The organism is Gimesia benthica (assembly GCF_009720525.1).
In the GTDB taxonomy this organism is placed as follows: domain Bacteria; phylum Planctomycetota; class Planctomycetia; order Planctomycetales; family Planctomycetaceae; genus Gimesia; species Gimesia benthica.
This window is the reverse complement of record NZ_CP043930.1, coordinates 7,258,799-7,284,390: the sequence shown is the minus strand read 5'-3', so window position 1 is coordinate 7,284,390 and position 25,592 is coordinate 7,258,799. Positions and strand designations below refer to the sequence as shown.

Here is a 25,592-nt window from a genome sequence, read left to right as displayed (position 1 = left end):
ATGATTCGCGCCCGTATTTCAGGAAAGTAAACCCCCTATGATCCCCGCATCGCCCCTCAGAAAGATATTCAGGTTCTCCACCCTGCTTGTTGTCAGCGGCATGCTGCTCCTCTCTATCATTCCGACCGCTCAGGCCGCTCCCGCAACACGCCCGAATATTGTCCTGATCATGGCCGACGACCTCGGCTTCTCGGATCTCGGCTGTTACGGTTCAGAAATCAAAACGCCCAACCTGGACCAGATGGCCAACGAGGGGCTGCGATTCAAACGTTTTTATAACGCGGGACGCTGCTGTCCCACCCGGGCCTCGCTGATGACTGGTCTCTATCCGCACCAGGCAGGCATGGGCTGGATGAACCGCAACGATAACCTTCCCGGCTACCAGGGAGAACTGGGTAAGAATTGTGTCAGCATCGCCGAAGTCCTCTCCGCCGTCGACTATCGCTGTTATCACGTCGGCAAGTGGCACCTGACCTATCGTATGCGGGAAGCCAATGAAAACTGGCCCCTGGGCAGAGGCTTTGATCGCGCCTATGGTACCGGCGGTGGGGGCAATTATTTCGCACCCCGTCCGCTCTATGAAGACAATCAGCTGATCAAACCACCCAAAACGGGTTACTACATTACTGATGCCTTCAGCGACCGCGCGGTCGACTATCTGAAAGATCACGCTGAGCAGCACAAAACAGACCCCTTCTTCATGTATCTCGCTTATACGGCCCCTCACTTCCCGCTGCACGCACTTCCGGAAGACATCGCCCGCTATAAAGGACAGTATCAGGGCGGCTGGGATGCTCTTCGCAAACAACGACACCAGAGCATGCAGCAACTCGGGCTGATCAACTGCCCGCTCTCCCCGCGCGATCCCGATGCCCAGGCTTGGGACAGTCTCTCGGAAAAAGAGCGCGAGGAATGGGATCTGCGCATGGCCGTCTATGCAGCCATGGTGACCAGCATGGATCGAGGCATCGGCCAGGTCCTGAAGCAAATTGACCAGATGGGACAGAAAGACAATACCCTCGTGCTGTTTCTCTCCGACAATGGCGCGAGTGCCGAGTACATCGACCGGGGACACCAGCCCGGCGCGATCACCGGCACCCGGGAATCGTTCCGCTGTGCAGAGGTCGGCTGGGCCAACAGCAGTAACACCCCCTTCCGCTTCCACAAAATGTGGGTGCACGAAGGCGGCATCTCCACGCCCCTCATCGTCCGCTGGCCCGACCAGATTCACCAGACCGGAGGCTGGACCAACCAGGTGGGACACATCATCGATGTGATGGCAACCTGCGTTGACATCTCCGGTGCGAAATATCCCGCCACCAAAAACGATCAGGCTGTTTTCCCCTACGAAGGCAACAGCCTGCTCCCCACTTTCCAGCATCCGGAAACAACAAAGTCCCGCATGCTTTGCTGGGAACACGAAGGTAACAAAGCCATTCGCCAGGGTGACTGGAAGCTGGTGAAAGAAAACGGTCACAAGTGGGAGCTCTACGATCTGAGCCAGGACCGCAGTGAACTGCACGATCTGGTGAAAAGCGAACCGCAGCGGGTGGAAACCATGTCCCGCGAATGGGATGCCTGGGCCGAACGTGTCGGCGTCGTTCCCTGGGACGATCTGCCTCCCCCCGGCTACAGAAGTAAGGGGCCGGACTTCTACCGCAAGAAATAAGTGCTGTCTGTCCGTCTGCTGCGTTCCCCGTCAGGCTCAATACGGTGCGATGATCACCCAGGAAAACAGCAGATCACTTGAATCTGCACGCCCGAAACGGGATAGTTGAAGAAATGTGACCTCAAGGTCGTCCATCAACCGGCTGGTGAGACCGCCACTCCTGCCTGCGTTGGTTTTTCCAACCTTATCAATAGAGAATGTCAGCCTTTCATGTCCACAGTCGCCTCTTCGCCGTTACTGAAACTGCATCCGGAAGATAACATCGCCATCGCCCGTAATTCTGTGGCAGAAAACCAGGAATGTGCGATCACCGACACCGAGAACGTGACCGCCCGGGAAAGCATCGATCTGGGACACAAAGTCGCCATTCAACCCATCGCAAAAGGGGAACGGATCCGTAAGTTCGGTCAGGTCATCGGTTTCGCGACCTGCGACATCGAACCGGGCGACTGGATTCACAGCCACAATCTGGCAGCGGGCGAACTCAGCCTCGATTACGCGTTCTCCAGTGACGTCCCTGCACCGCCCACACCTGTGGAGGGACGCACTTTCATGGGCTACCGCCGTCCAAACGGCAAAGCAGCGACCCGTAACTACCTGGCGATCATCAGCACCGTCAACTGTTCGGCCACCGCATCCAAGTACATCGCCCGGGAACTGGCCCAGACGTCACTGGCCGACTATTCCAATATTGATGGCATCATTCCCCTGGTCCATAAAGGGGGCTGTGCGATGCAGTATGATGGAGAAGACCACCATCAGTTGATGCGGACTCTGGGGGGATTTGCGAAGCATCCCAACATCGGCGCTTATGTTATTCTGGGTCTGGGTTGTGAAACAGGGCAAGGTTCCTTCCTCTCCGACAACGAAGGACTGGTCCAGCTGCAGAACCTGAAAGAGCCCGATCCCATGGAACCGCTGGTCCTCAACATCCAGGATATCGGGGGGATTAGAAAGACAGTCGACTACGTTTCAGACGTGCTCAAAGACTATTTACCGAAGGTCAATAATGTCGTTCGGGAGCCCATCCCGGTTTCCGAGCTCATTCTGGGGACCGAATGTGGTGGCAGTGACGGGAACAGCGGCGTGACCGCGAACCCGGCTCTGGGAATCGCCAGCGACCTGCTCGTCGCTCACGGTGCGACCTCCATTCTGGGAGAAACCTCCGAAATCTATGGTGGCGAACACCTTCTGACACGTCGCGCCATCACGCCGGAAGTCGGTCAGAAACTGATCGACCGCATTAAATGGTGGGAAGAATACACGGGCAAATTTGGAGTGGTGATCGACAACAACCCCTCACCAGGTAACAAAAGAGGTGGTCTGACCACGATTTATGAAAAATCACTGGGAGCCATCGCCAAGGGGGGCAGCACCGCTCTGCGTGCCGTCTACCGCTTTGCGGAACCAGTCACCGAAAAGGGCTTTGTCATTATGGATACCCCCGGCTACGACCCCGCCTCCGTCACAGGCATGGTGGCCGGAGGTGCGAATGTGGTCTGCTTTACCACAGGCCGGGGCAGCTGCTTTGGCTGTAAGCCGGTCCCCAGCATCAAAATCGCCACCAATACCCCCATGTTCGAACGGATGCAGGACGACATGGACATCGACGCAGGTCGCATCCTGAATGGCACCTCGGTGGAAGAAGTGGGCCGCGAGATCTTCGAGTTAATCATCGAAGTCGCGAGTGGAAAAAAGACAAAAAGTGAGGCCCAGGGCATCGGCGATGAAGAATTTTGCCCCTGGAGTATCGGTCCGGTGCTCTGATTTCCCGGATTTCAGCAGAATTCCCGCTCCCGTTCGTTCCTGATCCCTTTCAGGACCGTTCCGAGCGGGTCTGTTGGCCCAGCATTCATCTTAACGTCTTATGAAATAACCAGTTCCCTGGCTTGCTCTATCTGTCGGATCAACCTGTAACACAGTCAGGCCGACTTTCGAACACCCATCACAACTATACATTCCAACACACAAGAGTCCCCTCGATACAACCGCTAGAACTCCTGAAACAGGAAAATTCGGTATCTCCCGAATAATCGCTACAGTTTACCAGAAGCCCTGTCCGATATAACCAGCAACAGACTCCGCGCATTTCCGTTTTAGACGCGCGGATTGTTATCAGGTTTCCGCTGTTTGTTTGTAAGGACGTATAGATGCGGCTTCTTCATTGGCTAGCACCGGTTTTGAGCATCGTTCTGATCTCACACGCATACTCCACAGTACACGCGCAGGGATTTCCTCCAGCTGAAATGCAGTCGAATATGATACAGCCTGTATCATATAACCCTGCCAGCTTCCCGGGATATCCTCAGAACGCTCAGGCCATGCCTGCACCAGTTCAACCTGGATTCTTCCAGGCTGCGGCAGGCAACTACGGTTATCCGACTCCACCGGGAGTCCCCATGAATGCCGGACCCGAGTCGCCATTAAGTGCGTTTCCTCGGATCTCGCCTTTCGAGCACCAGTTCCAGCAGCACCGGGTCGATAGTAACGGTCTCTGGTCTTACCGGGCTAGTAATAACGGTAAGCGGCACTTCCTGAGTATGGAAGCTCTGTTCGCCCGTTATCAGAACCCGGGTGGAGCCCTGATCGGTAATGTCGGTACTCAGTCTTACCTGGGCATGGTAGAAGATGAACTGATCGACGCCACAGACGATGAAGTCTTTGATCAATTCAGTGAAAATACAGGACTGCCTTACTTCGATCAGAAGTACTTCAATAATGTACCAAAACTGAATGCTCCCGGTTTCCGTCTCCGCTGGGGCTGGTACAACGATGATGAAAGTGGATTTGAATTCACCGGCTGGTGGATTAGCCGGGCTGATTCAGACTGGTCCGCGATTGAACAATCGACTCACAAACCAAATCCGGCGAATCAGGCCATCATGGACATCCTGCTCTCACCGCCCAACTTTATCGATCCTGCAGGTACTGGTGTGGTCTCTTCGATCCCCGGTGTGACTACTGCTCAGGTAAACGAAGTGCTGCAGAACGAACTGATGAATCTGGGTGGGCTCCCACTGGATGACGGTACCATTGACGGTGTCACCGTACCTTACGATCTGGATTTCCGTGTTAAAGCAGTCAGCCAGGCCTGGGGTACCAACGCCACCTGGTTGTCAACTCCGATTGTGGATAAGAAATCCCTTAAGGTTCGTGGTCTGGCCGGTGCCCGCTACATGCAGGTACGCGAAGGCTTCAGCTTTGTCGGTCGCGACAGCGGTCTGCTCTACAGTGATGCGACCAACATCGCTGGTATCCGTCCTGACCTGAAACTCTTCTCGCTTCCCACCGGAACCGATGAAAACGAAGATGGCATCGTCGACAACGCAGGGGTTGTTGAAGATGACAGTACTGGTGGGGGAACCACGGGTACCTCAACCGCCTTCTTCGTTGCTCCTGTTGACCCGGTAACTGGTCAGCCCGTTCAGCCCTACACCACCTGGGTCAACAACACCGTTGATACTCATCTGGCTGGTCCTGAAGTTGGTTTCCAGTTCGATCTCGGTGGCGACAAGTTTAAGATCTGGGGTCAGACCAAAGTCGGTATCATGGCCAACCAGGAAAAGATTAAACTGAATGGTGACAACGTGGGGATGGGTATTCGGGCCGACCCGGATGACATCGATCGTCCCAAGGCTCTGATCGATCCGACTGCGGCCGACCCGAATCCGAACGCCTTCAGCGATTCACAGAGTCACACCCACGTATCACCCATGTTCGAACAGTCGATCTTCATGGAAATGGCGATCTTCGACAAGGTGCCTGTCCTCAAACGCATGAAAATGCTGGAAGAAGCGAAACTGAAAGTGGGTTACACCTACATCGTTGCCGGCGAAATCGCCCGCCCTTACGACAGCATCCGCTGGCAGGGTATGCCGACCCGCGGCCTGTTCCCCTCGATCGATGTCGAGCGTGAATCATGGAGTGTCGGTACCTGGAGTGTCGGTCTCGACTGGCTCTACTAAGACGCGTTTTGCAAACGAACCATCTCAAACGGTCGAGAATCATTCTCGGCCGTTTTTTTATGCACCTGACACGCGCTGCAGTCCGACCGCTCAATCCAGCCGTTTGAGTATCACATCTCCCCGCGTACTGTTGTCGCCGGGATAGTCACGATCGGCTCCCTCTTCCTGAAACCAGATATCCAGCATGCCGGTTCCCGACTGCAGTTCAAAACGGGACGAGGTCTGATCTGCTGACAGAAATTCGTGCGATCGCTTCCCCTGCCAGTTGACAGTCAACTTGCCCGGCTTGGTATCAGCGCCCCGCTGAATTTCCACCTCATAGCGTCCGGGAGTCTCTACCTGAACCATCCAGCCCTCTGACGTCCCTTGCGTGAAACTGCCATCCTGGTACCGACACAAGGTGGTCGGGTTCTCTTTGCCGCTGTTGATCACAATCAGACCCGGCTGAAAATTGCGGGACTGTTTCACATCCGCAAACCAGCTTTCATAGTCCTTGCGTAAACCAGCGGCGATGTCGGGTTGTGTGGAGATCAGATTCTTCATCTCCCCGGGATCGCTGGTCAGATCGTACAGTTCCAGTACCGGTTCGGCATCGCGCATCAGGTTTTCTTCTCCGAAGGTGCCGGGATACCCCACCAGTTTGTACCGTTGTGTCACTACGGCGCAGTTTTGATAACGCTGCGGGGTCAATCCTCGATGCACCTGGAAGAACAGCTTCCGTTCGGGCAGTGTCTTGACTTTCCCCGTCAGCAGGCCAGTCAGATCGATGCCATCCAGTTTTAATGATTTCGGTTTTGGGGTCCCCGTCATGTCGAGCAACGTGGGCAGAAGGTCGATGTGTGCCGCGATCTGAGCACTCTGTGTCCCCGCAGGAATGTGTCCGGGCCAGGTCGCCACGAATGGCACGCGGATCCCCCCTTCATAAACCCACGACTTCCGCCCTCTCAGCCCCGCGGTATAACGTTTCTGTTGAGGACCGTTGTCGCCCAGAAAGATCAGGATCGTGTTCTCCTTCAGTTTGGTCTGATCCAGATGCGCCATCAGACGTCCCAGATTTTCATCTAGGTTTTCCACCATCCCATACACGCGGGCCGTCGTTTCATCCAGTCCCTGCTCTTGATAAGGCTTCCAGTAGGAGTCCGCTATTTCCAGAGGCGTGTGCGGGGCATTGGTCGGCAGATAGACAAAGAATGGTTTCCCCGCCTGGGCCTGTCGATCCATGAACTCCAGAGCAGCATCAAAAAACAGATCTGTGCAATAGCCCTTGCCCTGCTCTCGCTGACCGTTCTTCCACAACCAGGGATCAAAATAACTGTTAGGTTTATCGGGAGCCTGACCAATGCCGCCACTTCGATGCACCAGCGACTCCGCAAATCCCTGATCCTGCGGCCGCATCGGATAATTGTCCCCCAGATGCCATTTTCCGAAGATGCCCGTCGCGTAGCCTGCTCCCTGCAGCAGCTCGGCCAGCGTGGTCTCCTCTCCGTACATCTTCGCACCGCCGCGAGAGGTGTGTACGACTCCCGATCGATAGTAATAACGTCCGGTCATCAGACTGGCCCGGGTCGGCGCACAAACCGGACTGCAGTAGAAACGCGTCAGCTCCATTCCCTGACGGGCCAGCTCGTCCATGTGCGGGGTGCGGATCTGTGCGTTGCCATGAAAGCCGACATCTCCGTAGCCCTGGTCATCGGTCAGCAACAGAATCACATTTGGCTGTTTTCCCTCTGCTGCAATCCCCTCATGTGAGAACCCGCAGATCAGGAAAACCAGCAGACCACACGGAATCAGTCCCCGGTTTCTCTGTAACAGTGCTCTCAGCATCACGTTCCCCTTCACACGCTAAGCAATATCAGCGAGACCACTTACCCCCATTCAAGCTTAAGAAAGCACGCGGGCAGGCGACGCTGGTTGAAAAAATAGTTGTCCTCTTCGGCCTGAAATCATACGATAGAACAAAGCCAATCGTGTGACTCGGGAGGACGCACTGATGAATCGTAAACTGATCTGCCTGTTGATGTGCTGCGGAATGCTGGCTCTGATGAGTCTTCCCGCTCACGCACAGGTCCTGCGAATTCAACAACCCATCGTACAACAATTCTCGGTGGGAACAACTGTCACCGTGCCGGATCGAGGTACCGCTCTGTTGGGAGGCGTCAGTTCCGGACGGATCCACTCCCGCCGGGTTGGCCCTTTTCGTCGTGGCTCAATTTATGGACAGGAATTCCAGAGCACAACCAGCAGCGTCAGCGTCTATATTCACGACTTCGAAGCCATGGACCGTTACCTGCTTAACTCCGCTCCGCGCAGTATTCGTGAAGCAGCCGCCCATCCCAGTGATCACTGGCGCGATCAACTGCATGCCCCTGTGGCGCACAATCAGCCCGGCTCCTCAATCGCGCGAGAAAAGCAGGCTGCGTCGCAAGCCAGAACACAGGCCAAAGCACAACGGTTTTATGAACTGGGGAAGCAGGCCGAACAGAAACATGCCACGTCGAACATCGCAATCCTGCACTACACCGCCGCCGCCAAATATGGCAGCCTGCCGGCACAACAGCGACTCAAGGAACTGAAAGCCGAGTCGACCTCGATTTCAGCGACAGAGTGATCTCTGGCAGTGATGATGCTTTGAGGGGACCTAGGCGGCTTCTTCGTCGGCAAAGATGCGATTTGGCAGATTCACTTTCGCGTAGCGTTCGCCACGGGCATCGTAGAAATAGATCATGTTGGAGTCAGAAGCCCAGATGGCTCCCAGGCGAACCGAACGGGGACCGTTAATCGAAAACTGAAGTCCACATCCCCGACCCCGGCGTTGTAAAGCCATTTCAGACATCGTGAACTGCTCTTCAAGCAGGTTCTCTTTTTCACACAGTGTTTTGTGGATGTACTGACGTAGATCGTTAAGTGACTGGATATTATCGACACTGATGCTCATGCACGCTACCTCTTGCAAAGATTCTCGTTCACCTGTTTTTTCAGGTCTCTTCCCTGACTGTCAAAGGGGACCATTCTCGAATCGACAGGTTGACCTCACGAGTATCGTCCAACCGCAGAGGCATCTGTCGCAAGAGTTTGTGTGCCGTTGTCTTTGTTAAAATTTGAGAAGATTATGGAGTTCCACTATTCGTTATCAGGACGGACTTTTTCCCTGTGCGATCCGCATTTTTAGAATTCCGACTGATGAATGACACCGCTGGCAATTCACTTAAGTCGTTTCCTGCCCCCTCAGAGGCATGGAATACCATGCCGCTTTTATCTAACCGGAACACTCCTGATACATTGAAGTGCCCTGCTCAACGTGGTTGCCGGGCTGCGTACTGATTTTTCTTTTCAACAGGAAAAATCGGACGATTCACTAAATTTACCGGATCTGGATTTGTTTGTATGATGAAGGTCAACGTCAGCTTTACATCAGTTATGGCATGTAAATTTGCTCATTCAAACATCCATTAACATAGAGGGTCATCAGAAGTGCCTGTTATCTCTGCCGAGTCGCTGCAAAAATTTACCGAAACGCTCATGCTCAAAGGCGGCGCCACTGAAGAAGAAGCGCGCATCGTTTCCAAAAGCCTGGTCGACGCCAACCTGCTGGGGCACGATTCCCACGGCGTGATGCGTCTTCCGTTCTACATGGGCCGTGTCAAAGAAGGCATTCTCAAAGCCGGTGAAACTCTGAAGATCCTGAACGAAACACCGGCTGCAATCAACGGCGACGGCGGCTGGGGATTCGGTCAGACCGTGATGCATGACCTGATGAATCGCCTGATCGAAAAAGCGGGCAACCTGGGTGTCTCTGTCGGAACCCTGAAACACGCTTCGCACATCGGCCGCCTGGGAGAATACGCGGAAATGGCTGCCGCCAAAGGTATGGCATCCATCATCTGCGCCAACACACACGGCTCCGCCCCCCGCGTGGCGCCAGTGGGAGGCAAGCGTCCCCGTCTGGGAACCAATCCGATCTGTATCGGCATGCCCGGTGGAGAAAAAGGTCCCTTCGTACTCGACTTCGGCACTTCTGCCACCGCAGAAGGTAAAGTCCGCATCAAGAAAATTGCCGGAGAACAGGTTCCTCCCGGCCTGATTCTGGATCCGGATGGCAATCCCACTACCGACCCCAACATGCTCTACGGCGATCCTCCAGGGACAATCCTTCCCATGGGCGGCGATCAGGCCTACAAAGGTTTCGGTCTGTCCTTCATGGTCGAAATGCTCTGTGGTGCCCTCTCGGGTGGACAGTGTGCCTTCCCTGATCCTCCACCACCAAAGGGGAACTGTGTGTTTGTGGTCGTGATCGACCCGACTCACCTGGGTGGTCAAAATCACCTGTTGAACGAGATTACCAATCTCGAAAAGTATGTCCGCAGCGTGCCTCTCAAGGACGGCGTTACAGAAGTCTTTCTGCCGGGCGACCCGGAAAAGAAAACCGCTGCCACCCGTAATGAAACAGGCATTTCCCTCGATAAAGGGAACTGGGAAGCACTGACCAAACTGGCTGAAGAACTCGACGTTCCCGTTCCGGAAGTCCAGGACTGATCAGCCATCGATGACACAACAGCCTCGCGAATTGACCAGACAGTTCGCGAGGCTGTCTGATTTCAATCAGCCTACAAACCGGGAGCTTTAGCCATGGCGAATGAAATGGATCCGAATTCGAACCAGCCCGCTCCCGAGCAGGATGCGCGGCTCTATGTGCCCATCAATGATGCGGAAAACATCACGATTTTCGTGAAAACATCCTCGTCCAAGGAGTACTGCTTCTCCAAGTTTCCGGGCGAGGATCATTTCCACCTGCTGATGCACGGCGAGATCGTTGTCACCAACGGTCACGACCTGTATTGCGTCGACTGTGCCCTTCGGCACGGCTTTTTGACCCGCGATCGCCTCAACTGGCAACATAAGTCCCGCAGTTAGAACGCTGGCGATCCAGGTATCAATCAGACATTAACGGGGAGTACCGTCGTGGCTTTCAGATAATCGGACGCAAATTCGTCATCTTCGGATACATGCTGTACCATATGCTCGGCTTCAGACCACCACTCGGATGCCTGGGCCTGGGTCCAGCTATTGACCTGTAGCTGTTCCAGAGCCTCCAGCAGTTCGGCAGAGTTCTGGTAACGATCGTCCGGCTTCTTCTCCAGGCATTTCATAATGATCTCTTCCAGTTCAGGAGAGACCTCCGGATTCAGTTCCCGCAACGGTTTCACGGCCTGGCTCGCATGGGCGAACATCACCTTCAAAGCGTTATCCCCTTCAAAGACCGGTTTCCCGGTCAGCAGGTAATAAGCGCTCGCCCCCAGTGAGTAAATGTCGGACCGCGGTCCGGGACTGCCATCTCCAGTGACCACTTCAGGACTCGTATACAGCGGAGATCCCACCACGGCCCCTTCCATGGTTAACTCCAGCGAAACGTCATCGGTACGATGATACTTAACCAGACCAAAGTCGAGCAGTTTGGCCACATCGAACAGACCGCCACGCTCGGCTGAGAAAATGTTCCCCGGCTTGATATCGCGGTGAATCAGTCCCTTCTGGTGTGCTTCCGCCAGGGCAGAACAGACCTGTCTGAGCAGATACACAACCCGCTCCTGGGGCAGAGGTCCAAACCGCTCCACGATTTCCTGCAGGTTCAGTCCGGGCAGGAATTCCATTGCATAATAGAATGTCCCCTCTTCGGTATGCCCGTAATCGTAGATCTCAATTGTATTCGGGTGCGTCAGGCCAGCAGTCGCCTGCACTTCGCTTTCAAACCGCAGCAGGACATTTTCATCATCGACCTTGTCCCGCCGGATCAGCTTGATCGCACAGGGACGCTTCAGCAACCGATGCTCGGCCAGATAGACTTCGCCCATCCCGCCACTGCCGATCTGCTTGCGGAGCGTGTACATCCCCACGCTTTTCAAGTCGAAGGCTTCACGCCTCAAACTGTCAACCCGATGCGAACCATAGACGGCAGTGCTCCCGGCAATCAGCAGCAGGATGATTATCTCCGACAAACCGCCGCTATACAGTACTTCTGACACCTGGGGCACCTGCATTCCGGTCATGATCGCGCCCACAATCGGGCTGATGACCATCAGGCTCACCACCGAGATCACACCCTTCAGCGAATTCGGTATAAAGATCCCGTAAGTGAAGATTAATATCACCCAGGGGAATGCGGTTCTCAGGGGAAATTCAAAAGCGACTTTGCCCAGTAAAACCGGATCGCAGGCACAGAGCTCACTGAAGTGCCACCAGATGAAAAAACAGGCAGGTGCACCGAAAGTGATCGCTTCGCAGATCCGCAGGCGGTATTTACAGAGGCAGGGCTTCCACCACAGAAAGGCGGAGACGGAGAAAAGAATCACCGCCAGAACGCCATCCAGCAGCAGCATCTGACTGTCGTGGGGGTTCTTGTACTCACCCAGCCAGAAACCGCGGATCAGAAACGCAGTTGCCCCCAGCCCTAACAGCAGGGATGCCATTCGCAGACGCTGGAGCAGCAACGTTCGTCCCTGCTCCTGAAACATACTGCCTGAACCGCGAGAGACGACCCCGGCATGCGGACAGAATTTGCCGGCATCTTTTCTGATCTCCTTGGAAATCAGAGTAGGCATCGATTTTGTATTAGCAGCAGAATGGGGTGTTGGTTTTGAACTCATCCTCAAAGTTCCCCGGTAGAAACCTGGATTAGACAGGAGCATCGCTGAATACCGTCCGTGAGCGCCTCGTTGTCAGCCGCAGCGATCTGTCAATTCCTGTCAGGTTTTCTTCAGGCTCGTACCGTCTGTTCGATATATCAAATAAACTGAACGTGGAGGGCAGCATATTGTCAATTATTATAGGTACTCGGAGATACGATTGACAGTAGTTTTTCTCCGGGAAGCTCAAATATGCGTGGGAGGGTATAAGCTGTTACAATCACGTAACTTATACTACTCAGACAATCTCTTCTGGTAACACTCACCCAGGTGGACCATCATCTCCAGTGCCAGCAGGTCCGCACGCGACATGACATGCCGTGAACTTCGGTTCCCCAGCCCCCGGACAATCGTCTCCACACACTCCAGATGGAACTCCAGTACCTGACGCGAGGTCAATCGGGCCGCTGCCAGCAGTTCCGCAATCTGGATAATCTCATCCTTCAGACTCCCGGAGCCCATGATCACATAGGTTCGCAGCAGCTCATGATAGTATTCTGGAATGTCAGCAGGAATCTGTGCATCCGACATGGACACTTCGGGAACACTCTGTTCAGCCGGTGCTTCTCCAGCAGACGGTTCGAATTCTCCCGGGTAGACCAGCGTCTGCAGCTGCTCGACCATCGAGCGCTGCTGATTCAGCAACCGCTCGGCTTCATCCCGTTCGCGGACCAGGCGACGATGATTCTCGACCTGCAGGCGATGATGGTCTTCCTGCAGTTGCTGTACCCACAATGCCCGTTGCACATAATCCAATAATGCGGGTGAGTCCCAGCCGGCGGGGGAAACCAGCAGTTCCGCCTGGAATTCACAGGCAGCCAGTGCCAGTCGATCATCGGGAACGGGTGAAACCAGGACGATCGGTTCATCACAACCACTGACGCGAATCGCCTGCAGCAGTTCGCCGCAGTTATGACGTCCCTCAACGTCGGCCTGAATCAACAGACAATCGTAGCTGTGATTGCTCAGCAGTTTGAGCATCTCTTCGGCATTCGAGGCCCACTCCAGACGGGGCTCTTCACAGCCGATAGCATCCAGCCGTAAAGCAAAGCCTACCCACTCGGGGCGCTGATTGCTCACAAACAGCAAACGAAAGCGGGGCGGAATCACGGAAGAATGATTTTGCTCAGAGGAGGCTTGAGAGTCATCTGTCGGCGAAAGTCGGTCTGACTGCGGAGACCGAGACTGTCTTTCTGCGAAATCCGCGAAAGCCGCTGCCCCTGTCTGGTTGTGTTCATCATCCTGCACGTTCATGTCCCGACCTGAAATCAGCCTGAACTATAGGGTTTTCCGTTCAAAACTGTCAATACGAGGTCGCGTTCCGCGTCTAAAATATCAGCTGTTCGGCGTTAAACACGGGCCCTTCTACGCAGGTTCGCCGATAGTCCCAGTCGTCAGCACCGACGCGGACTTTCGCGACACAACTGAAACAGGCGCCAAAGCCACAGGCCATCGGTGTCTCCAGTGACAGCCAGCAGGAAATCCCTGCTTCCTGGGCGAGCTTACTGACCGCTTCCATCATCGGTTCCGGACCACAACAGAAGATGGTCTCGGGAGGTGCATCGCTTTCAATCCGCTGCTTGAGCAGTTCGGTGACATAGCCGGCATGTCCAAACGAGCCATCATCGGTAGCTACTTCGACTTCCAGCCCATCGAGGCGAAAATCATCCAGCCCTGCCAGGTATGCTTCCGAACGAGCCCCGTACAGCAGGCTCACTCGCTCGGGAAACGCTTCCAGTTTCCGCACCGGCTCACCATAAGTACGTTGCCCCAGTGCTTCCCGGGCGGTCGCCAGAAACGGCGTCTGTCCGATCCCGCCCGCCACCATGACCAGCGAACCGGGACCGGGCTGCGGGAAGCCATTCCCCAGCGGTCCCCAGATTTCGACCTGATCACCGGGTTGCCAGTGCGTCATGCGGGAGGTCAGTTTTCCGACCACCACGTAACCAAAGTCCAGCCCGATCGGCTGTCCCGCTTCGTCCAGGCAGGTATCGTAGAGTGCGAAGGGACGCCCCAGCAGCGGATCGTTTACGCCCGGCTCGCGGACCATGAAGAACTGGCCAGGCAGAATCACCCGCGCGATTTCGGGACAGTGAATTCGCAGCCGCCAGGTATCCTTTGCCATCTGGACCTGTTCGGTGACTGTTGCTGCCAAATACTGGGGGGTTGCACAATCGCTGAATGCGTGAGTCTCTGTCATGTTTGCTTTCCTTGCCGGCGCTCAGTGGTTCCCGCTCGTTAATCGCCGATAATGCGACGTCCTGTGGACTTCTTCTGAGCGGGTTTCTTCGGAACCGCAGAGGCCCCTCGTTTTCCTTTATTGCCGACAGACCGTTTTTTTCCACCTGTCTCTTTGTCTGAAATATTTTTTCCCGCACCACGCCGGGCCGGTTTTCCGCGACTGGGAGCCGCTTTCTTCTTGCTTTTACGCTTGCGGAGATCGGGGGAATGCTGCTCATTCAGCATCTCCCGCAGTTTTTTAAGTTCGGTATCCGACAGCCGTCGGTATTCGCCCGATTTGAGTTTTCCCAGGTTCAGCGGACCAAAGCGGACGCGAATCAGCTGCATGACTTTATGGCCGATGCGGGCCATCATTCGCCGGATCTCACGGTTCTGTCCTTCGTGCAGCGTCATTTCCAGAAAGGTACTTTTCCCCTGCTTTTTCAACGGTTTTAAACCGGAAACGCGGAAGACACCTTCTTTGAACCGCACCCCTTTTCGCAGTTCGTCCAGCTTTTCCCGAGTCGGATGACCGGCGACCTGCACATGATAGGTTCGTGCGACGCGATAACGTGGATGTGCAAGACGCTGAGCCATCGCACCGTCATTGGTCACCAGCAGCAGACCTTCACTGTTTTCATCCAGCCGACCGACGGTAAACAGCCGCTGCCCTTCGCCGGGAAACAGGTCAATCACCCGTCGCCTTCCCGCCGGATCCTGGTTCGTACAGAGAAAACCGGACGGTTTGTTCAACAGAAAATATCGACGGGGTTCCATGCGGGCCCGCTCGCCATCCACGGTGATGACCTGCGTTTCGGGATCGATGCGGGCGCCCAGTTCGGTCACGATCTCCCCGTCGACGGTCACGCGTCCGGTTTCGATGTATTCTTCACAATGACGACGGGACCCCAGACCGGTCGCTGCCAGATATTTCTGCAAACGAATCAGGTGGCTGTCGTCTGTGGGGGAATCGGATTCGGACGGGGTGGGGTTATCGGAACTCATGATCTTTCAACTATGGTAAAATTTTCAGGTCAAAGCAGGCCTGCTGGCCGCGTACCTTATACCACAGCGGAGAGATGATACCAATTATGCAGAACCGATTTCTTGGCAGGGAACTCAAAGGATTTCGGAAATATCCGGTATTTCCAGACTCTGCTCCTCAATCACGTCCCGCATCCGCTGCAGCGAGCGGATGGTCAACTGACGCACCCGTTCGGTACTCACGCCAAAGTCTTCCGCAATTTCACGGAACTTTTCCGGCACTTCAGCCGGCGGCAGTCCAAAACGTCGTTTGAGAATCTGCTGCTCGCGCTGGCCCAGGGAACACAGTACATGTTCGAGGACCTGTTCAATCGACCGATGATAGGTTTCCTGCGAGCGCATTGTCGAACGGATATCACTGAGGCCCAACGCGAGGGTTTCGGCACCGTTGACAAAGTTCTTACGGTACTTACGCCCCTTTTTCGTAGTGCGAAACAGATAATTACGCACTGCCCAGGTTCCGTAAGTACTGAACCGGTTACCGCGATCGATATCGAAAATCTCCACTGCCCGAATCAACGGCATGTAGCCGTCGCTGACAATATCTTCGAAGGAATTCGCCCGGTCGGTCAGATTTTTGGCAATCGAGACCACCAGTCTCAAATTCGCCTGGATAATGTAGTCCCGCAGGCTGTTCGCATCTTTCAGTTTCTGCTCGATCCGGTCCAGTGCACCGACGCAGGGTGCCTTGAGATCAACCTGCTTCTGCAGCATCGCCGCGCGATACTTCAGATAATTCATCCCGCGGAAGAGAATGATTTCCTGCTCTTTGCTCAACAGGGGAACCGCATACAGACGCGTCTGCAGCAGACCCGCATCGCTGGTCAGGTCATCCTCGGTATCCGGCTTGAGCTCCGCGCAGAGTTGCTGCAACGGGATCAGTACCTGATCCATGGCGTCGGGCTGATCGAAGCGTTCGCTGTGAACGTATTCGATTTCTTTCGAACACAGACGCTCCGCGCGAGCCTGTAATTCGCGTGTCACACAGACTTTTCGCATCCGTGCCGCCTTTTTGACCGCCAGCAGTTCGCACTGGCAGGACTGTGAATGATCCAGGTGCATGGCACGTTCGCCCAGATCGGAAAAGGAGTCCAATTCTGATGCGGGATAACTTGGTTCGTATGACATATATCCGAGACTCACTGAGAGAAAATTTGTGGCATATTGATTCTGTAAAATAGAACCTGTGGGTCCTATCTTAGAGAATCAGATCCAATAAAACAATTTTAACAATCTAAATTGCTTAAATTGGACAATTTTTATACAGACGTTCCACAGCGACCATTACCGATGGATCTTCATCTCCAGCCTGAGAACACATTCGCACCAGCACAGAGGAACACCACGGGAAATTCCAGTCAGACTCACGCCCTCTCACCTCAAAAGCCGATCATATCAACAGGGAAACTCTTCCCGGCCCGCCTGAAAACCCACGAAAAACCTGCCTCATTTCCTTCAAAAAGCCTGTCTCCGGCGCCGTCTCAGCTATATATGACGTTTGCTATGTCTATTAAAGAGTTTAGACCGGTTGCTATCACTCGCAAAACCAAGGGAAATCGGCTAACATTTCGATTAACGAGATCAGTCACCGCTTTCGCGATGTATTCCAATCTGAATCTGCGGCGGGATGGCCTCAAAAAAGCCCCGGTTTAGTTCCCTTAACAGCGGTGCATTCCTAGAATTGTTTTATTACTCAGCTGCGTGATTTCTTCCAGATCGTGAACTGGTTAGTGATCTGAGAGAAGTTACGCTCAACGAACGAATATACTCAGTCAGGTTGAAAGAACCTTATCTCATGGCAGAACAGACAGTTACAGGTGCAGTGCCTGGAGTCGATCCGGCAGAACTGGAAGAATGGTTTGAGTCACTGGATGATCTCATCATCCGCTATGGAAAGGAACGCGTACAACACGTTCTGGCTACTCTCCAGGAACGTGCTTATCGTCAGGGCGTGACGATGCCTTTCACTGCCAATACTCCTTACATCAACACCATTCCTCAGGATGAACAGCCTCTCTTCCCCGGCAATCGGGAAATCGAGCGGCGGATTAAAAGTATCATCCGCTGGAATGCGATGGCGATGGTCGTTCGTGCCAACAAAGATCATGACGGCATCGGCGGTCACATCTCCACCTACGCGTCTGCAGCCACACTCTGGGAAATCGGGTTCAACCACTTCTTCCACTCACGGACAGCAGACCATTCAGGAGACGTCGTCTACTTCCAGGGCCACGCCTCACCCGGCGTCTATGCCCGTGCCTTTGTCGAAGGACGACTGACCGAAGAAAACCTGCAGCGGTTCCGTCAGGAACTCCCTCGCGGTGGTGGACTCTCTTCCTATCCGCACCCCTGGCTGATGCCTGATTTCTGGCAGTTCCCCACCGTATCGATGGGCCTCGGTCCGATCATGTCCATCTACCATGCCCGCTTCCTGCGTTACCTGCACAACCGCGGCATTATGGATACATCACAGTCGAAAGTCTGGTGTTTCGTTGGTGACGGGGAAACCGATGAACCCGAAACACTGGGTGCGATTACCCTCGCTTCCCGCGAGCATCTGGACAACCTGATCTTCGTTATTAACTGTAACCTGCAGCGTCTGGACGGACCGGTTCGCGGGAACGGCAAGATCATCCAGGAACTCGAAGCCGCCTTCCGCGGTGCCGGCTGGAACTGTCTCAAAGTCATCTGGGGCAGCGACTGGGATCCCCTGCTCTCCGAAGACGAAGACGGCCTGCTCGTCAAACGCATGGGTGAAGTCGTTGACGGTCAGTATCAGAAATACGTCGTCGAATCCGGATCGTACATCCGCGACCACTTCTTCGGCGAAAACCCCGAACTGCTCAAGATGGCCGAGCATCTCTCTGATGATCAGATCAAGAAGATGAACCGCGGCGGACACGATCCGGAAAAAGTCTACGCCGCCTTCAAAGCAGCCACCGAACACACCGGTTCGCCGACAGTCATCCTCGCCAAAACCATCAAGGGTTACGGTCTGGGTGAAGCCGGCGAAGGCCGCAACGTGGCTCACAACGTGAAAAAAGCCAACGAAGAAGAACTGCGTGACTTCCGCTCCCGCTTCGGCATTCCGATTCGCGACGAAGACGTTAAGAACACACCGTTCTACCGTCCCGAAGAAGGCAGCCCCGAAATGCAGTATCTGCAGGCACGGCGACAAGAACTCGGCGGTTACCTGCCCGAGCGGAAACCAACGGAAGAACGTCTGGAAACACCCACACTGGAATCGCTGGGCAAGTTCATGGACTCCATGGCCGGCAAGAAAGGTTCGACCACCGGTGCCCTGGGCATCCTGCTGGCCACCCTGCTGCGTGACAAAGTCGTCGGCAAACGTATTGTGCCGATCATCCCCGACGAAGCCCGTACCTTCGGTATGGAAGGCCTCTTTAAGCAGTGCGGTATTTACGCCAGCCAGGGACAGTTGTACGAGCCGGTCGACCGCGATCAGCTGATGTACTACAAGGAAGCCAAAGACGGCCAGATCCTCGAAGAGGGGATCAACGAAGCCGGTGCGATTTCTTCCTTCATCGCTGCAGGAACCGCCTACTCGAACCAGGGCGTGAACATGATTCCGTTCTACGTCTACTACTCGATGTTCGGCTTCCAGCGGGTCGGCGATCTCGTCTGGGCTGCCGCTGATTCCCGTACCAAGGGCTTCCTGCTCGGTGGTACTTCCGGCCGCACCACCCTGAACGGGGAAGGTCTGCAGCACCAGGATGGTCACAGCCACATCATGGCTTCTACCGTTCCCACCCTGCACGCCTACGATCCCGCTTACGCTTACGAGTTGGCGGTCATTATTCAGGACGGTATGCGACGCATGTATCAGGAAGGCGAAGAGATCTTCTACTATCTCTCCGTCTACAACGAAAACTACGAAATGGCTCCGATGCCCGAAGGCGACGACGTCGTCGATGGCATCATCAAAGGGATTTACAAATTCCGTTCCCTGGAAGCCGACAAACCAGCCGTCGACGCCCGTCCGCAGCTGTTCGGCAGTGGTCCGATTCTCCGCGAAGTACTGCGGGCCCAGGAAATCCTGGCCGAGAAATACCAGATCGCTACCGATGTCTGGAGCGTCACCAGCTACAACGAGCTGGCCCGCGACGTCAAAGATGCGGAACGTTACAACCGTCTGCACCCCGATGCAGAACCACAGAAATCCTTCCTGGAAACGACCTTTGAAGGCGTCGCAGGCCCCTTCATCGCTTCCAGCGACAATATCAAAGTTGTCGCCGACCAGATCCGTGAAGGCATCCCCGGTAACTACTGTGTCCTGGGAACCGATGGCTTTGGTCGCAGCGAAACCCGTGAATCACTCCGGCGTCACTTCGAAATTGACGCAGAGAACGTGGTGCTGGCAACACTCGTCGAACTGGCCGACGAAGGCAAGTTCGATAAATCGAAGTTAGCCGCCATCATCCAGGACCTGGGTATCGATCCGGAGAAAGTCAATCCCCGGCTGGCCTGATCCCGGTGCACCTGACCCAGTGACAACGGTTCAAACCAAACATTACCATCATCAGATAGAACGATAAGACATGGCTACTGAATTTAAACTTCCAGAAGTAAGCGAGGGCGTGGAAACCGCCGATGTCGGACAGATCTCTGTTGCCGTCGGCGATACCGTCGAACAGGGACAGCTCCTGATGGACATCGAGACCGATAAAGCGGTCGTCCCTCTTGAATCTCCCTATGCAGGTGTGATCAAAGAACTGAATGTCTCCGAAGGGGATTCCGTCGCGATCGGCACCGTACTGCTCTCCATTGATGAATCCAATGGCGCAGCTCCTGCGAAGGAAGAAGCCAAAGCAGAAGCGCCAGCTGAAGCGAAAGAGGAAAAGCCAGAACCGGCAGAATCCAAATCGGCTCCCGCAGCGGAAAGCAAACCGGAACCCACACTGTCTGCACCTCCCAAGTCGCAGCCTCAACCAGCTGCCGGATCTTCCGACGACAAAGCTCCTGCTCCTGCAGGTCCTGCGACCCGGAAAATGGCCCGCAAACTGGGTGTCGATCTCTATAAGGTCGCTGGTTCCGGCCCCGGTGGTCGTATCACTCAGGAAGACGTGGAAAACTACGTCAAGAACCTGATCGCCAACGGCGGTTCCTCAGGTGGCGGCGGTGGCATTGCCGTACCACCCCTGCCCGACTTCAGTCAGTTCGGCGAAATCGAACGCAAGAAGCTCAACAAGCTCTCACGCGTTTCTGCCCAGAACCTGAGTCTATCCTGGCAGGTCGTGCCCCATGTCACTCAACATGACCTGGCGGACATCACCGATCTGGAAACGGCCCGTAAGCTCTTTATCTCCAAACCCAAGTACTCCGGTCCCAAGGTCACCATGACCGCCCTGGCGATGAAAGCCATCGCCATCGCGCTGCACGAGTTCCCCGTCTTCAACTCCAGCTTCGATACGGAAACAGAAGAGATCATCTACAAGCAGTACATCAATATCGGCGTCGCCGTCGATACCGAAAACGGACTGGTTGTTCCCGTGGTCAAAGATGTTGATAAGAAAAACATCATCACCATCGCCAATGAAATGAACGAACTGGCCGTCAAGGCCCGCGATCGTAAACTGGAAATGAGTGACATGCAGGGCGGCACCTTCACCATCACCAACCTGGGTGGTCTGGGTGGTACCTCGTTCACACCGATTGTGAACTATCCCGAAGTCGCCATCCTGGGCATGTCCCGCTCACGCCATGAATTCCAGCTGATCGACGACAAACCGGTTTCGCGGCTCATGCTGCCTCTGTCGCTTTCCTACGATCACCGGGTGATCAACGGTGCCGACGCTGCACGCTTCATCGTGCGACTCTCCGGCCTGCTGTCTGATCCGTTCAACCTGCTGGTCGACTGCTAAGCCCAGAGACATTGCTACCACGTTAAAGCATCAATAGACAAAGAAAGTTAATGCACATTATGTCTGGATCTGCAACCAGAGAAACCGATATTGTTGTCATCGGCGGTGGTCCCGGCGGTTACCCGGCAGCGTTTGACGCAGCCGACAAAGGGTTCAAAGTCATCATGGTCAACGACGACGTAGCCCCCGGCGGCGTCTGCCTGAACCGGGGCTGCATCCCTTCCAAGGCACTGCTGCACGTGGCCAAGCTGATCAACGAAACCAGAGAATCCTCTGACTGGGGCGTCACCTTCGAAAAACCGAAGATCGACCTCGACAAGCTCCGCGAATTCAAAGAGAAAGTCGTCACCCAGCTGACCGGCGGCATCGGGCAGCTCGCGGGAGCCCGCAATGTCGAAATCGTCAAAGGCTTCGGTCGTTTCAAAGATTCTCACACCGTCGAAGTCACCAAACACGACGGCACCACGGAAGCAATCGGCTTCAAGTATGCCATCGTTGCCACTGGTTCTTCCCCCGCGGTACCCCCGGTCTTCGATCTCGATGATCCCCGGATCATGGATTCCACCGGTGCCCTGGAACTCGCCGACATCCCCGAAAAACTGCTGGTCGTTGGCGGCGGCTACATCGGCCTGGAAATGGGCAGCGTCTACGCCGCCCTGGGTTCAGAAGTCACAGTCGTCGAAATGACAGGCGGCCTGCTCCCCGGTGCCGACCGCGATCTGGTCAAACCGTTGCAGAAACGACTCCAGGAAAGTTTCGCTGCCATTCACCTGAATACCAAGGTCGAAAAACTGACTCCCACCGATGACGGCATCGTCGCCGACCTGAGTGGTGAAGGAGTCGAACCACAACAGACTTTCGACCGCGTGCTGATCTCGATCGGCCGACGTCCGAACAACAAAGGCATCGGACTGGAACACACAAAGCTCGAACTCGACGAGCGTGGTTTCATCAAGAACGATTCCAATCAGCGGACCGCCGAATCCCACATCTTCGCCATCGGTGATATCGCCGGCGAACCGATGCTGGCTCACAAAGCAACCCGCGAAGCCAAAGTCGCCGTGGAAACCATTGCCGGTGAACCGGCTGAATTCGATAACATCGCGATTCCCGCGGTCGTCTTCACCGACCCGGAACTGGCCTGGTGTGGCGTCACTGAGCAGGAAGCGAAAGATCAGGGACTGGATGTCGAAATCACCCGCTTCCCCTGGGCCGCCTCCGGTCGTGCTCAGACCCTGGCCCGCACGGAAGGGCTCACCAAAATCATTTTCGATAAGAAAAAAGGACGCGTACTCGGTGTCGGCATTGTCGGTCTGGGCGCAGGCGAACTGATCGCCGAAGGTGTGATGGCCGTCGAGATGGCTGCTGTCGCCGAAGATGTCGCCGAGAGCATTCACGCTCACCCGACTCTCTCGGAAACCCTGATGGAGGCCGCAGAAAGCTTCCTCGGCCAGGCGACTCACATGTACCGACCGAAACGAAAGTAAACATCGAACAGGGCAGCATTCGACACTGCAGACTCTGACGGTCGAATGCCTGCCTGCCAACGGAAACCTATCTGAAGAAAGGGCGTTTCTGCATGCGATTTCACAATCGATCTTCAACGCCCTCTTACTTCAGTCGCCGGGATCAGGTCCGGCTCTTTCGCCTGGTGGCCGCCCTTGGGGTGATCCTGCTGGCGATTCTATACGCTTCCCGCGAATCAACCTGGTACTGGCTCACCGGTCCCCCGACAGAACAGCGTCAGGGAGAGCAACAGCTCGACCCCGATCGCGACGTCGATTACAACGTCAAAGAAGATTCGGGCCTCAGACCGGGCGAGTTCCGCTCTCAGCCGGAACCCGAAGTGGATATCCCCGAGTCGGTCAATCCGCAGCTGGAGAACGGCGAATACGACGTCCGCGTCGATCCCCGTCTGCTCAAACAGGTCACCGACAGTGTTTCAGGCATTCGCCCTTATGAAGCCAACGCACTGTATTATCTCCTGGCGAAAGCAGCGTCGATTCCGCAGAACATTCTCGAACGCTCCGCCGAACCCGCACCGCCGTTCGTCGTGGTCATGAATGAGTCCAGTAAATACCGGGGCGAGCTGATGACCGTCAAAGGACAACTCAAACGCCTGGTGCCTCTCAAGCCGGAAGACAATAAGTTCGGCATCACAACCCTCTACGAAGGCTGGTTCTTTTCCAAAGATTCGGGCACCCATCCCTGGCGATTTCTGTGCACGCAGTTACCCGAGGGGCTCCCCACTGGAGCCGATCTCCAGGAGATGCCTGCCGTCCAGATCACGGGCTATTACTTCAAGAAGTACGGCTACCCCTCACAGGCAGGCAAGCTGCAGACGGCGCCCCTGTTGATTGCAGGCCAGATCCGCTGGTTCCCTGCATCCGAGACGCCACAAGCTCCCAGCTCTTCCGGGGCCGTGAAATACATCGTCGTTCTGTTCCTGGTGATCAGCATCACCCTCGCTTTTCTGATCTGGCGATTCACCATCAACGATCAGGAATTTGCCCGCAGCAAGACCGCCAAACTGATGGAACGTCCCGACATGTCGATGGACGATCTGAAGAACATCAAGACCGTCGATATCGGCGAGGTACTCAAACAGCTGGGAGAGCAGGCGGACTCAGATGCAACCGATAAGCCCGGCAAACCCGCCCCCGACTCTGATAAGCCCTGATCAGGCCACCTGCAGGCTGATTGCTTTATCGATGGCCGCGAACACCACATCGCACAACTCGTGAATCTGTGCGCCCGGCATGCCCGGCGCGGGCATCAGAATCACCACGTCTCCCAGCGGCCGGATGATGACACCCTGCTCGCGTGCTGCCAGGGTCACCTGGTGTCCCATACGGCGGTCGGCAGGAAAGGCTTCCCGGGTTTCCCGGTTCGCCACCAGTTCGATCCCCACCATCGTTCCTTTGTGACGAACTTCTCCTACGTGCGGATGATCTTTCAACTCCGCCAGCCGTTCTGCGAGGATCTGTTCGTTCGCTTTCACATTCGCCAGCGTGTTCTGAGAATCGAAGAGCTCCAGCGTCGCCAGAGCGGCCGCACAGGCCAGGGCGTTCCCCGTATAAGTATGCCCGTGGTAAAATGCGTTGTAGTCGGTATGCTCACCTTCAAAGGCAGCCGCGACTTCGTCGGTAGTCATTGTCACTGCCAGAGGCAGATAGCCGCCTGTAATCCCTTTGGCCAGGCAGAGGAAATCGGGCGTCACCCCTTCCTGTTCGCAGGCGAACATGGTCCCCGTGCGTCCCAGCCCGACTGCCACTTCGTCTGCAATCAGCGGAACACCATAGCGAGTCGTCAGCTCCCGCACCCGTTTCAGATAACCGGGCGGATGCATCTGCATGCCGGCGGCTCCCTGCACCAGCGGCTCGATCACAAACGCCGCCAGTCGTGTATGGTTTTCGGCCAGCAGTCGTTCCAGCTCCGCATAACAGTGTGCGTGATAATCAGCTTCGCTCATCCCTTCAGGACGATGATAGGCCGCCGGACAGGGCATCTGCACCGAATGGAACAGCAGTTTACCGAAGATCTCGTGGAAGATCGAAATCCCACCCACACTCACCGAACCGATTGTGTCGCCGTGATAAGCGTGCTGCATGCAGGCGAACAGATCCCGCGACTGGGCATCAGGGTTCGGCTTCTGATTGTGATACTGAAACGCCATCTTGAGGGCGATCTCCACTGCAGTGGAGCCACTGTCCGAGTAAAAGACTTTGGTCAGCCCTTCCGGCGCCCGTTTAACCAGCTCTCCCGCCAGTTCGATGGAGGGCACACTGCCCAGCCCCAATAGCGTGGAATGGGCGATGCGGTCGAGTTGATCCCGCACAGCCTGATCCAGTTCCGGCACACGATGCCCGTGCACGTTACACCACAGTGAAGAGACGCCATCCAGGTAGCGTCGTCCTTCGACGTCGATCAGGTAAAACCCGTCCCCGGATTCAATCAGGGGGACGTTTTCTGCACGATGCCCCCGCATCTGGGTAAACGGATGCCAGAGATGTTCGTTGTCGATTTGGCGTAATTCTTCAGGCTGCATGAGCGTCTCACATCGAGAATTCAGAAAAAACAGTAAGTGTAAAAAGAGAAAGAGCCACGCCGGGAGATCGTGACTCTTTCACTA

The 25,592-nt window shown here is 55.3% G+C and carries 18 protein-coding genes; 10 read left to right on the top strand and 8 right to left on the bottom strand.

Annotated features, from left to right (window positions below):
* Positions 1 to 37: 37 nt before the first annotated feature.
* The 3 genes from F1728_RS28525 to F1728_RS28515 all read left to right on the top strand — a co-directional run bounded on the left by F1728_RS28525 (position 38) and on the right by F1728_RS28515 (position 5,634).
* Positions 38 to 1,669, top strand: coding sequence for an arylsulfatase (locus F1728_RS28525; RefSeq protein ID WP_155366843.1), 1,632 nt, complete (start codon positions 38 to 40; stop codon positions 1,667 to 1,669).
* Positions 1,670 to 1,879: 210 nt separating this feature from the next.
* Complete coding sequence (locus tag F1728_RS28520; protein WP_155366842.1) at positions 1,880 to 3,436, top strand: UxaA family hydrolase; 1,557 nt, start codon at positions 1,880 to 1,882, stop codon at positions 3,434 to 3,436.
* 554 nt (positions 3,437 to 3,990) lie between these two features.
* A complete protein-coding gene (locus F1728_RS28515) occupies positions 3,991 to 5,634 on the top strand; it encodes a hypothetical protein (RefSeq protein ID WP_155366841.1) in 1,644 nt (547 codons plus the stop codon).
* Positions 5,635 to 5,724: 90 nt separating this feature from the next.
* Here F1728_RS28515 and F1728_RS28510 read toward each other — a convergent pair whose 3' ends face one another.
* Complete coding sequence (locus tag F1728_RS28510) at positions 5,725 to 7,458, bottom strand: arylsulfatase (protein WP_155366840.1); 1,734 nt, start codon at positions 7,456 to 7,458, stop codon at positions 5,725 to 5,727.
* Positions 7,459 to 7,624: 166 nt separating this feature from the next.
* On the opposite strand from F1728_RS28510, the gene F1728_RS28505 reads away from it, so the two are divergent.
* Entirely contained in the window at positions 7,625 to 8,242 is a 618-nt protein-coding gene (locus tag F1728_RS28505; protein ID WP_155366839.1) for a hypothetical protein, read from the top strand.
* Positions 8,243 to 8,272: 30 nt separating this feature from the next.
* On the opposite strand, the gene F1728_RS28500 is transcribed toward F1728_RS28505, so the two are convergent.
* Positions 8,273 to 8,569, bottom strand: coding sequence for a hypothetical protein (locus F1728_RS28500; protein ID WP_145041735.1), 297 nt, complete (start codon positions 8,567 to 8,569; stop codon positions 8,273 to 8,275).
* 536 nt (positions 8,570 to 9,105) lie between these two features.
* On the opposite strand from F1728_RS28500, the gene F1728_RS28495 reads away from it, so the two are divergent.
* Both F1728_RS28495 and F1728_RS28490 read left to right on the top strand, forming a co-directional pair.
* Complete coding sequence (locus F1728_RS28495; RefSeq protein WP_155366838.1) at positions 9,106 to 10,167, top strand: Ldh family oxidoreductase; 1,062 nt, start codon at positions 9,106 to 9,108, stop codon at positions 10,165 to 10,167.
* A gap of 93 nt (positions 10,168 to 10,260) precedes the next feature.
* Positions 10,261 to 10,545, top strand: a complete 285-nt coding sequence (locus tag F1728_RS28490; protein ID WP_228030387.1) for a hypothetical protein — start codon at positions 10,261 to 10,263, stop codon at positions 10,543 to 10,545.
* Between the two features lie 23 nt (positions 10,546 to 10,568).
* On the opposite strand, the gene F1728_RS28485 is transcribed toward F1728_RS28490, so the two are convergent.
* The 5 genes from F1728_RS28485 to F1728_RS28465 form a co-directional block, all read right to left on the bottom strand.
* Positions 10,569 to 12,275, bottom strand: a complete 1,707-nt coding sequence (locus F1728_RS28485) for a serine/threonine protein kinase (protein ID WP_194242572.1) — start codon at positions 12,273 to 12,275, stop codon at positions 10,569 to 10,571.
* A gap of 273 nt (positions 12,276 to 12,548) precedes the next feature.
* Complete coding sequence (locus F1728_RS28480) at positions 12,549 to 13,568, bottom strand: DNA-binding transcriptional response regulator (protein ID WP_155366836.1); 1,020 nt, start codon at positions 13,566 to 13,568, stop codon at positions 12,549 to 12,551.
* Positions 13,569 to 13,641: 73 nt separating this feature from the next.
* On the bottom strand, positions 13,642 to 14,514 hold the full coding sequence (locus F1728_RS28475; RefSeq protein WP_155366835.1) for a dihydroorotate dehydrogenase electron transfer subunit: 873 nt from the start codon (positions 14,512 to 14,514) through the stop codon (positions 13,642 to 13,644).
* Between the two features lie 38 nt (positions 14,515 to 14,552).
* Positions 14,553 to 15,539: a pseudouridine synthase gene (locus tag F1728_RS28470; RefSeq protein ID WP_197993529.1), complete on the bottom strand. Its 987-nt coding sequence runs from the start codon at positions 15,537 to 15,539 to the stop codon at positions 14,553 to 14,555.
* A gap of 114 nt (positions 15,540 to 15,653) precedes the next feature.
* Positions 15,654 to 16,706 carry a sigma-70 family RNA polymerase sigma factor gene (locus tag F1728_RS28465; protein WP_155366834.1) on the bottom strand — a complete coding sequence of 351 codons (1,053 nt, stop codon included), beginning with the start codon at positions 16,704 to 16,706 and terminating at the stop codon, positions 15,654 to 15,656.
* A 667-nt stretch (positions 16,707 to 17,373) separates the two neighbouring features.
* Here F1728_RS28465 and aceE point away from each other — a divergent pair.
* The 4 genes from aceE to F1728_RS28445 all read left to right on the top strand — a co-directional run bounded on the left by aceE (position 17,374) and on the right by F1728_RS28445 (position 24,140).
* Complete coding sequence (gene aceE / locus F1728_RS28460) at positions 17,374 to 20,067, top strand: pyruvate dehydrogenase (acetyl-transferring), homodimeric type (protein ID WP_155366833.1); 2,694 nt, start codon at positions 17,374 to 17,376, stop codon at positions 20,065 to 20,067.
* A gap of 70 nt (positions 20,068 to 20,137) precedes the next feature.
* The gene (locus tag F1728_RS28455) at positions 20,138 to 21,460 is read left to right on the top strand and encodes a 2-oxo acid dehydrogenase subunit E2 (protein ID WP_155366832.1); all 1,323 of its coding nucleotides are present in this window, start codon (positions 20,138 to 20,140) and stop codon (positions 21,458 to 21,460) included.
* 59 nt (positions 21,461 to 21,519) lie between these two features.
* Positions 21,520 to 22,947, top strand: coding sequence for a dihydrolipoyl dehydrogenase (gene lpdA / locus F1728_RS28450; protein WP_155367515.1), 1,428 nt, complete (start codon positions 21,520 to 21,522; stop codon positions 22,945 to 22,947).
* A gap of 92 nt (positions 22,948 to 23,039) precedes the next feature.
* Positions 23,040 to 24,140: a hypothetical protein gene (locus F1728_RS28445; RefSeq protein WP_155366831.1), complete on the top strand. Its 1,101-nt coding sequence runs from the start codon at positions 23,040 to 23,042 to the stop codon at positions 24,138 to 24,140.
* Here the strand turns inward: F1728_RS28445 and bioA are convergent, their stop codons facing one another.
* Complete coding sequence (gene bioA / locus F1728_RS28440) at positions 24,141 to 25,508, bottom strand: adenosylmethionine--8-amino-7-oxononanoate transaminase (protein WP_155366830.1); 1,368 nt, start codon at positions 25,506 to 25,508, stop codon at positions 24,141 to 24,143.
* Positions 25,509 to 25,592 lie beyond the last annotated feature (84 nt).

Excerpts from the sequence above, each read along its gene's own strand:
- F1728_RS28525 (WP_155366843.1), top strand. The coding sequence starts at position 38 with ATGATCCCCGCATCGCCCCTCAGAAAGATATTCAGGTTCTCCACCCTG.
- F1728_RS28520 (WP_155366842.1), top strand. The coding sequence starts at position 1,880 with ATGTCCACAGTCGCCTCTTCGCCGTTACTGAAACTGCATCCGGAAGAT.
- F1728_RS28515 (WP_155366841.1), top strand. The coding sequence starts at position 3,991 with ATGCCTGCACCAGTTCAACCTGGATTCTTCCAGGCTGCGGCAGGCAAC.
- F1728_RS28510 (WP_155366840.1), bottom strand. The coding sequence starts at position 7,458 with ATGCTGAGAGCACTGTTACAGAGAAACCGGGGACTGATTCCGTGTGGT.
- F1728_RS28505 (WP_155366839.1), top strand. The coding sequence starts at position 7,625 with ATGAATCGTAAACTGATCTGCCTGTTGATGTGCTGCGGAATGCTGGCT.
- F1728_RS28500 (WP_145041735.1), bottom strand. The coding sequence starts at position 8,569 with ATGAGCATCAGTGTCGATAATATCCAGTCACTTAACGATCTACGTCAG.
- F1728_RS28490 (WP_228030387.1), top strand. The coding sequence starts at position 10,261 with ATGGCGAATGAAATGGATCCGAATTCGAACCAGCCCGCTCCCGAGCAG.
- F1728_RS28485 (WP_194242572.1), bottom strand. The coding sequence starts at position 12,275 with ATGAGTTCAAAACCAACACCCCATTCTGCTGCTAATACAAAATCGATG.
- F1728_RS28480 (WP_155366836.1), bottom strand. The coding sequence starts at position 13,568 with ATGAACGTGCAGGATGATGAACACAACCAGACAGGGGCAGCGGCTTTC.
- F1728_RS28475 (WP_155366835.1), bottom strand. The coding sequence starts at position 14,514 with ATGACAGAGACTCACGCATTCAGCGATTGTGCAACCCCCCAGTATTTG.
- F1728_RS28470 (WP_197993529.1), bottom strand. The coding sequence starts at position 15,539 with ATGAGTTCCGATAACCCCACCCCGTCCGAATCCGATTCCCCCACAGAC.
- F1728_RS28465 (WP_155366834.1), bottom strand. The coding sequence starts at position 16,706 with ATGTCATACGAACCAAGTTATCCCGCATCAGAATTGGACTCCTTTTCC.
- aceE (WP_155366833.1), top strand. The coding sequence starts at position 17,374 with ATGGCAGAACAGACAGTTACAGGTGCAGTGCCTGGAGTCGATCCGGCA.
- F1728_RS28455 (WP_155366832.1), top strand. The coding sequence starts at position 20,138 with ATGGCTACTGAATTTAAACTTCCAGAAGTAAGCGAGGGCGTGGAAACC.
- lpdA (WP_155367515.1), top strand. The coding sequence starts at position 21,520 with ATGTCTGGATCTGCAACCAGAGAAACCGATATTGTTGTCATCGGCGGT.
- F1728_RS28445 (WP_155366831.1), top strand. The coding sequence starts at position 23,040 with ATGCGATTTCACAATCGATCTTCAACGCCCTCTTACTTCAGTCGCCGG.
- bioA (WP_155366830.1), bottom strand. The coding sequence starts at position 25,508 with ATGCAGCCTGAAGAATTACGCCAAATCGACAACGAACATCTCTGGCAT.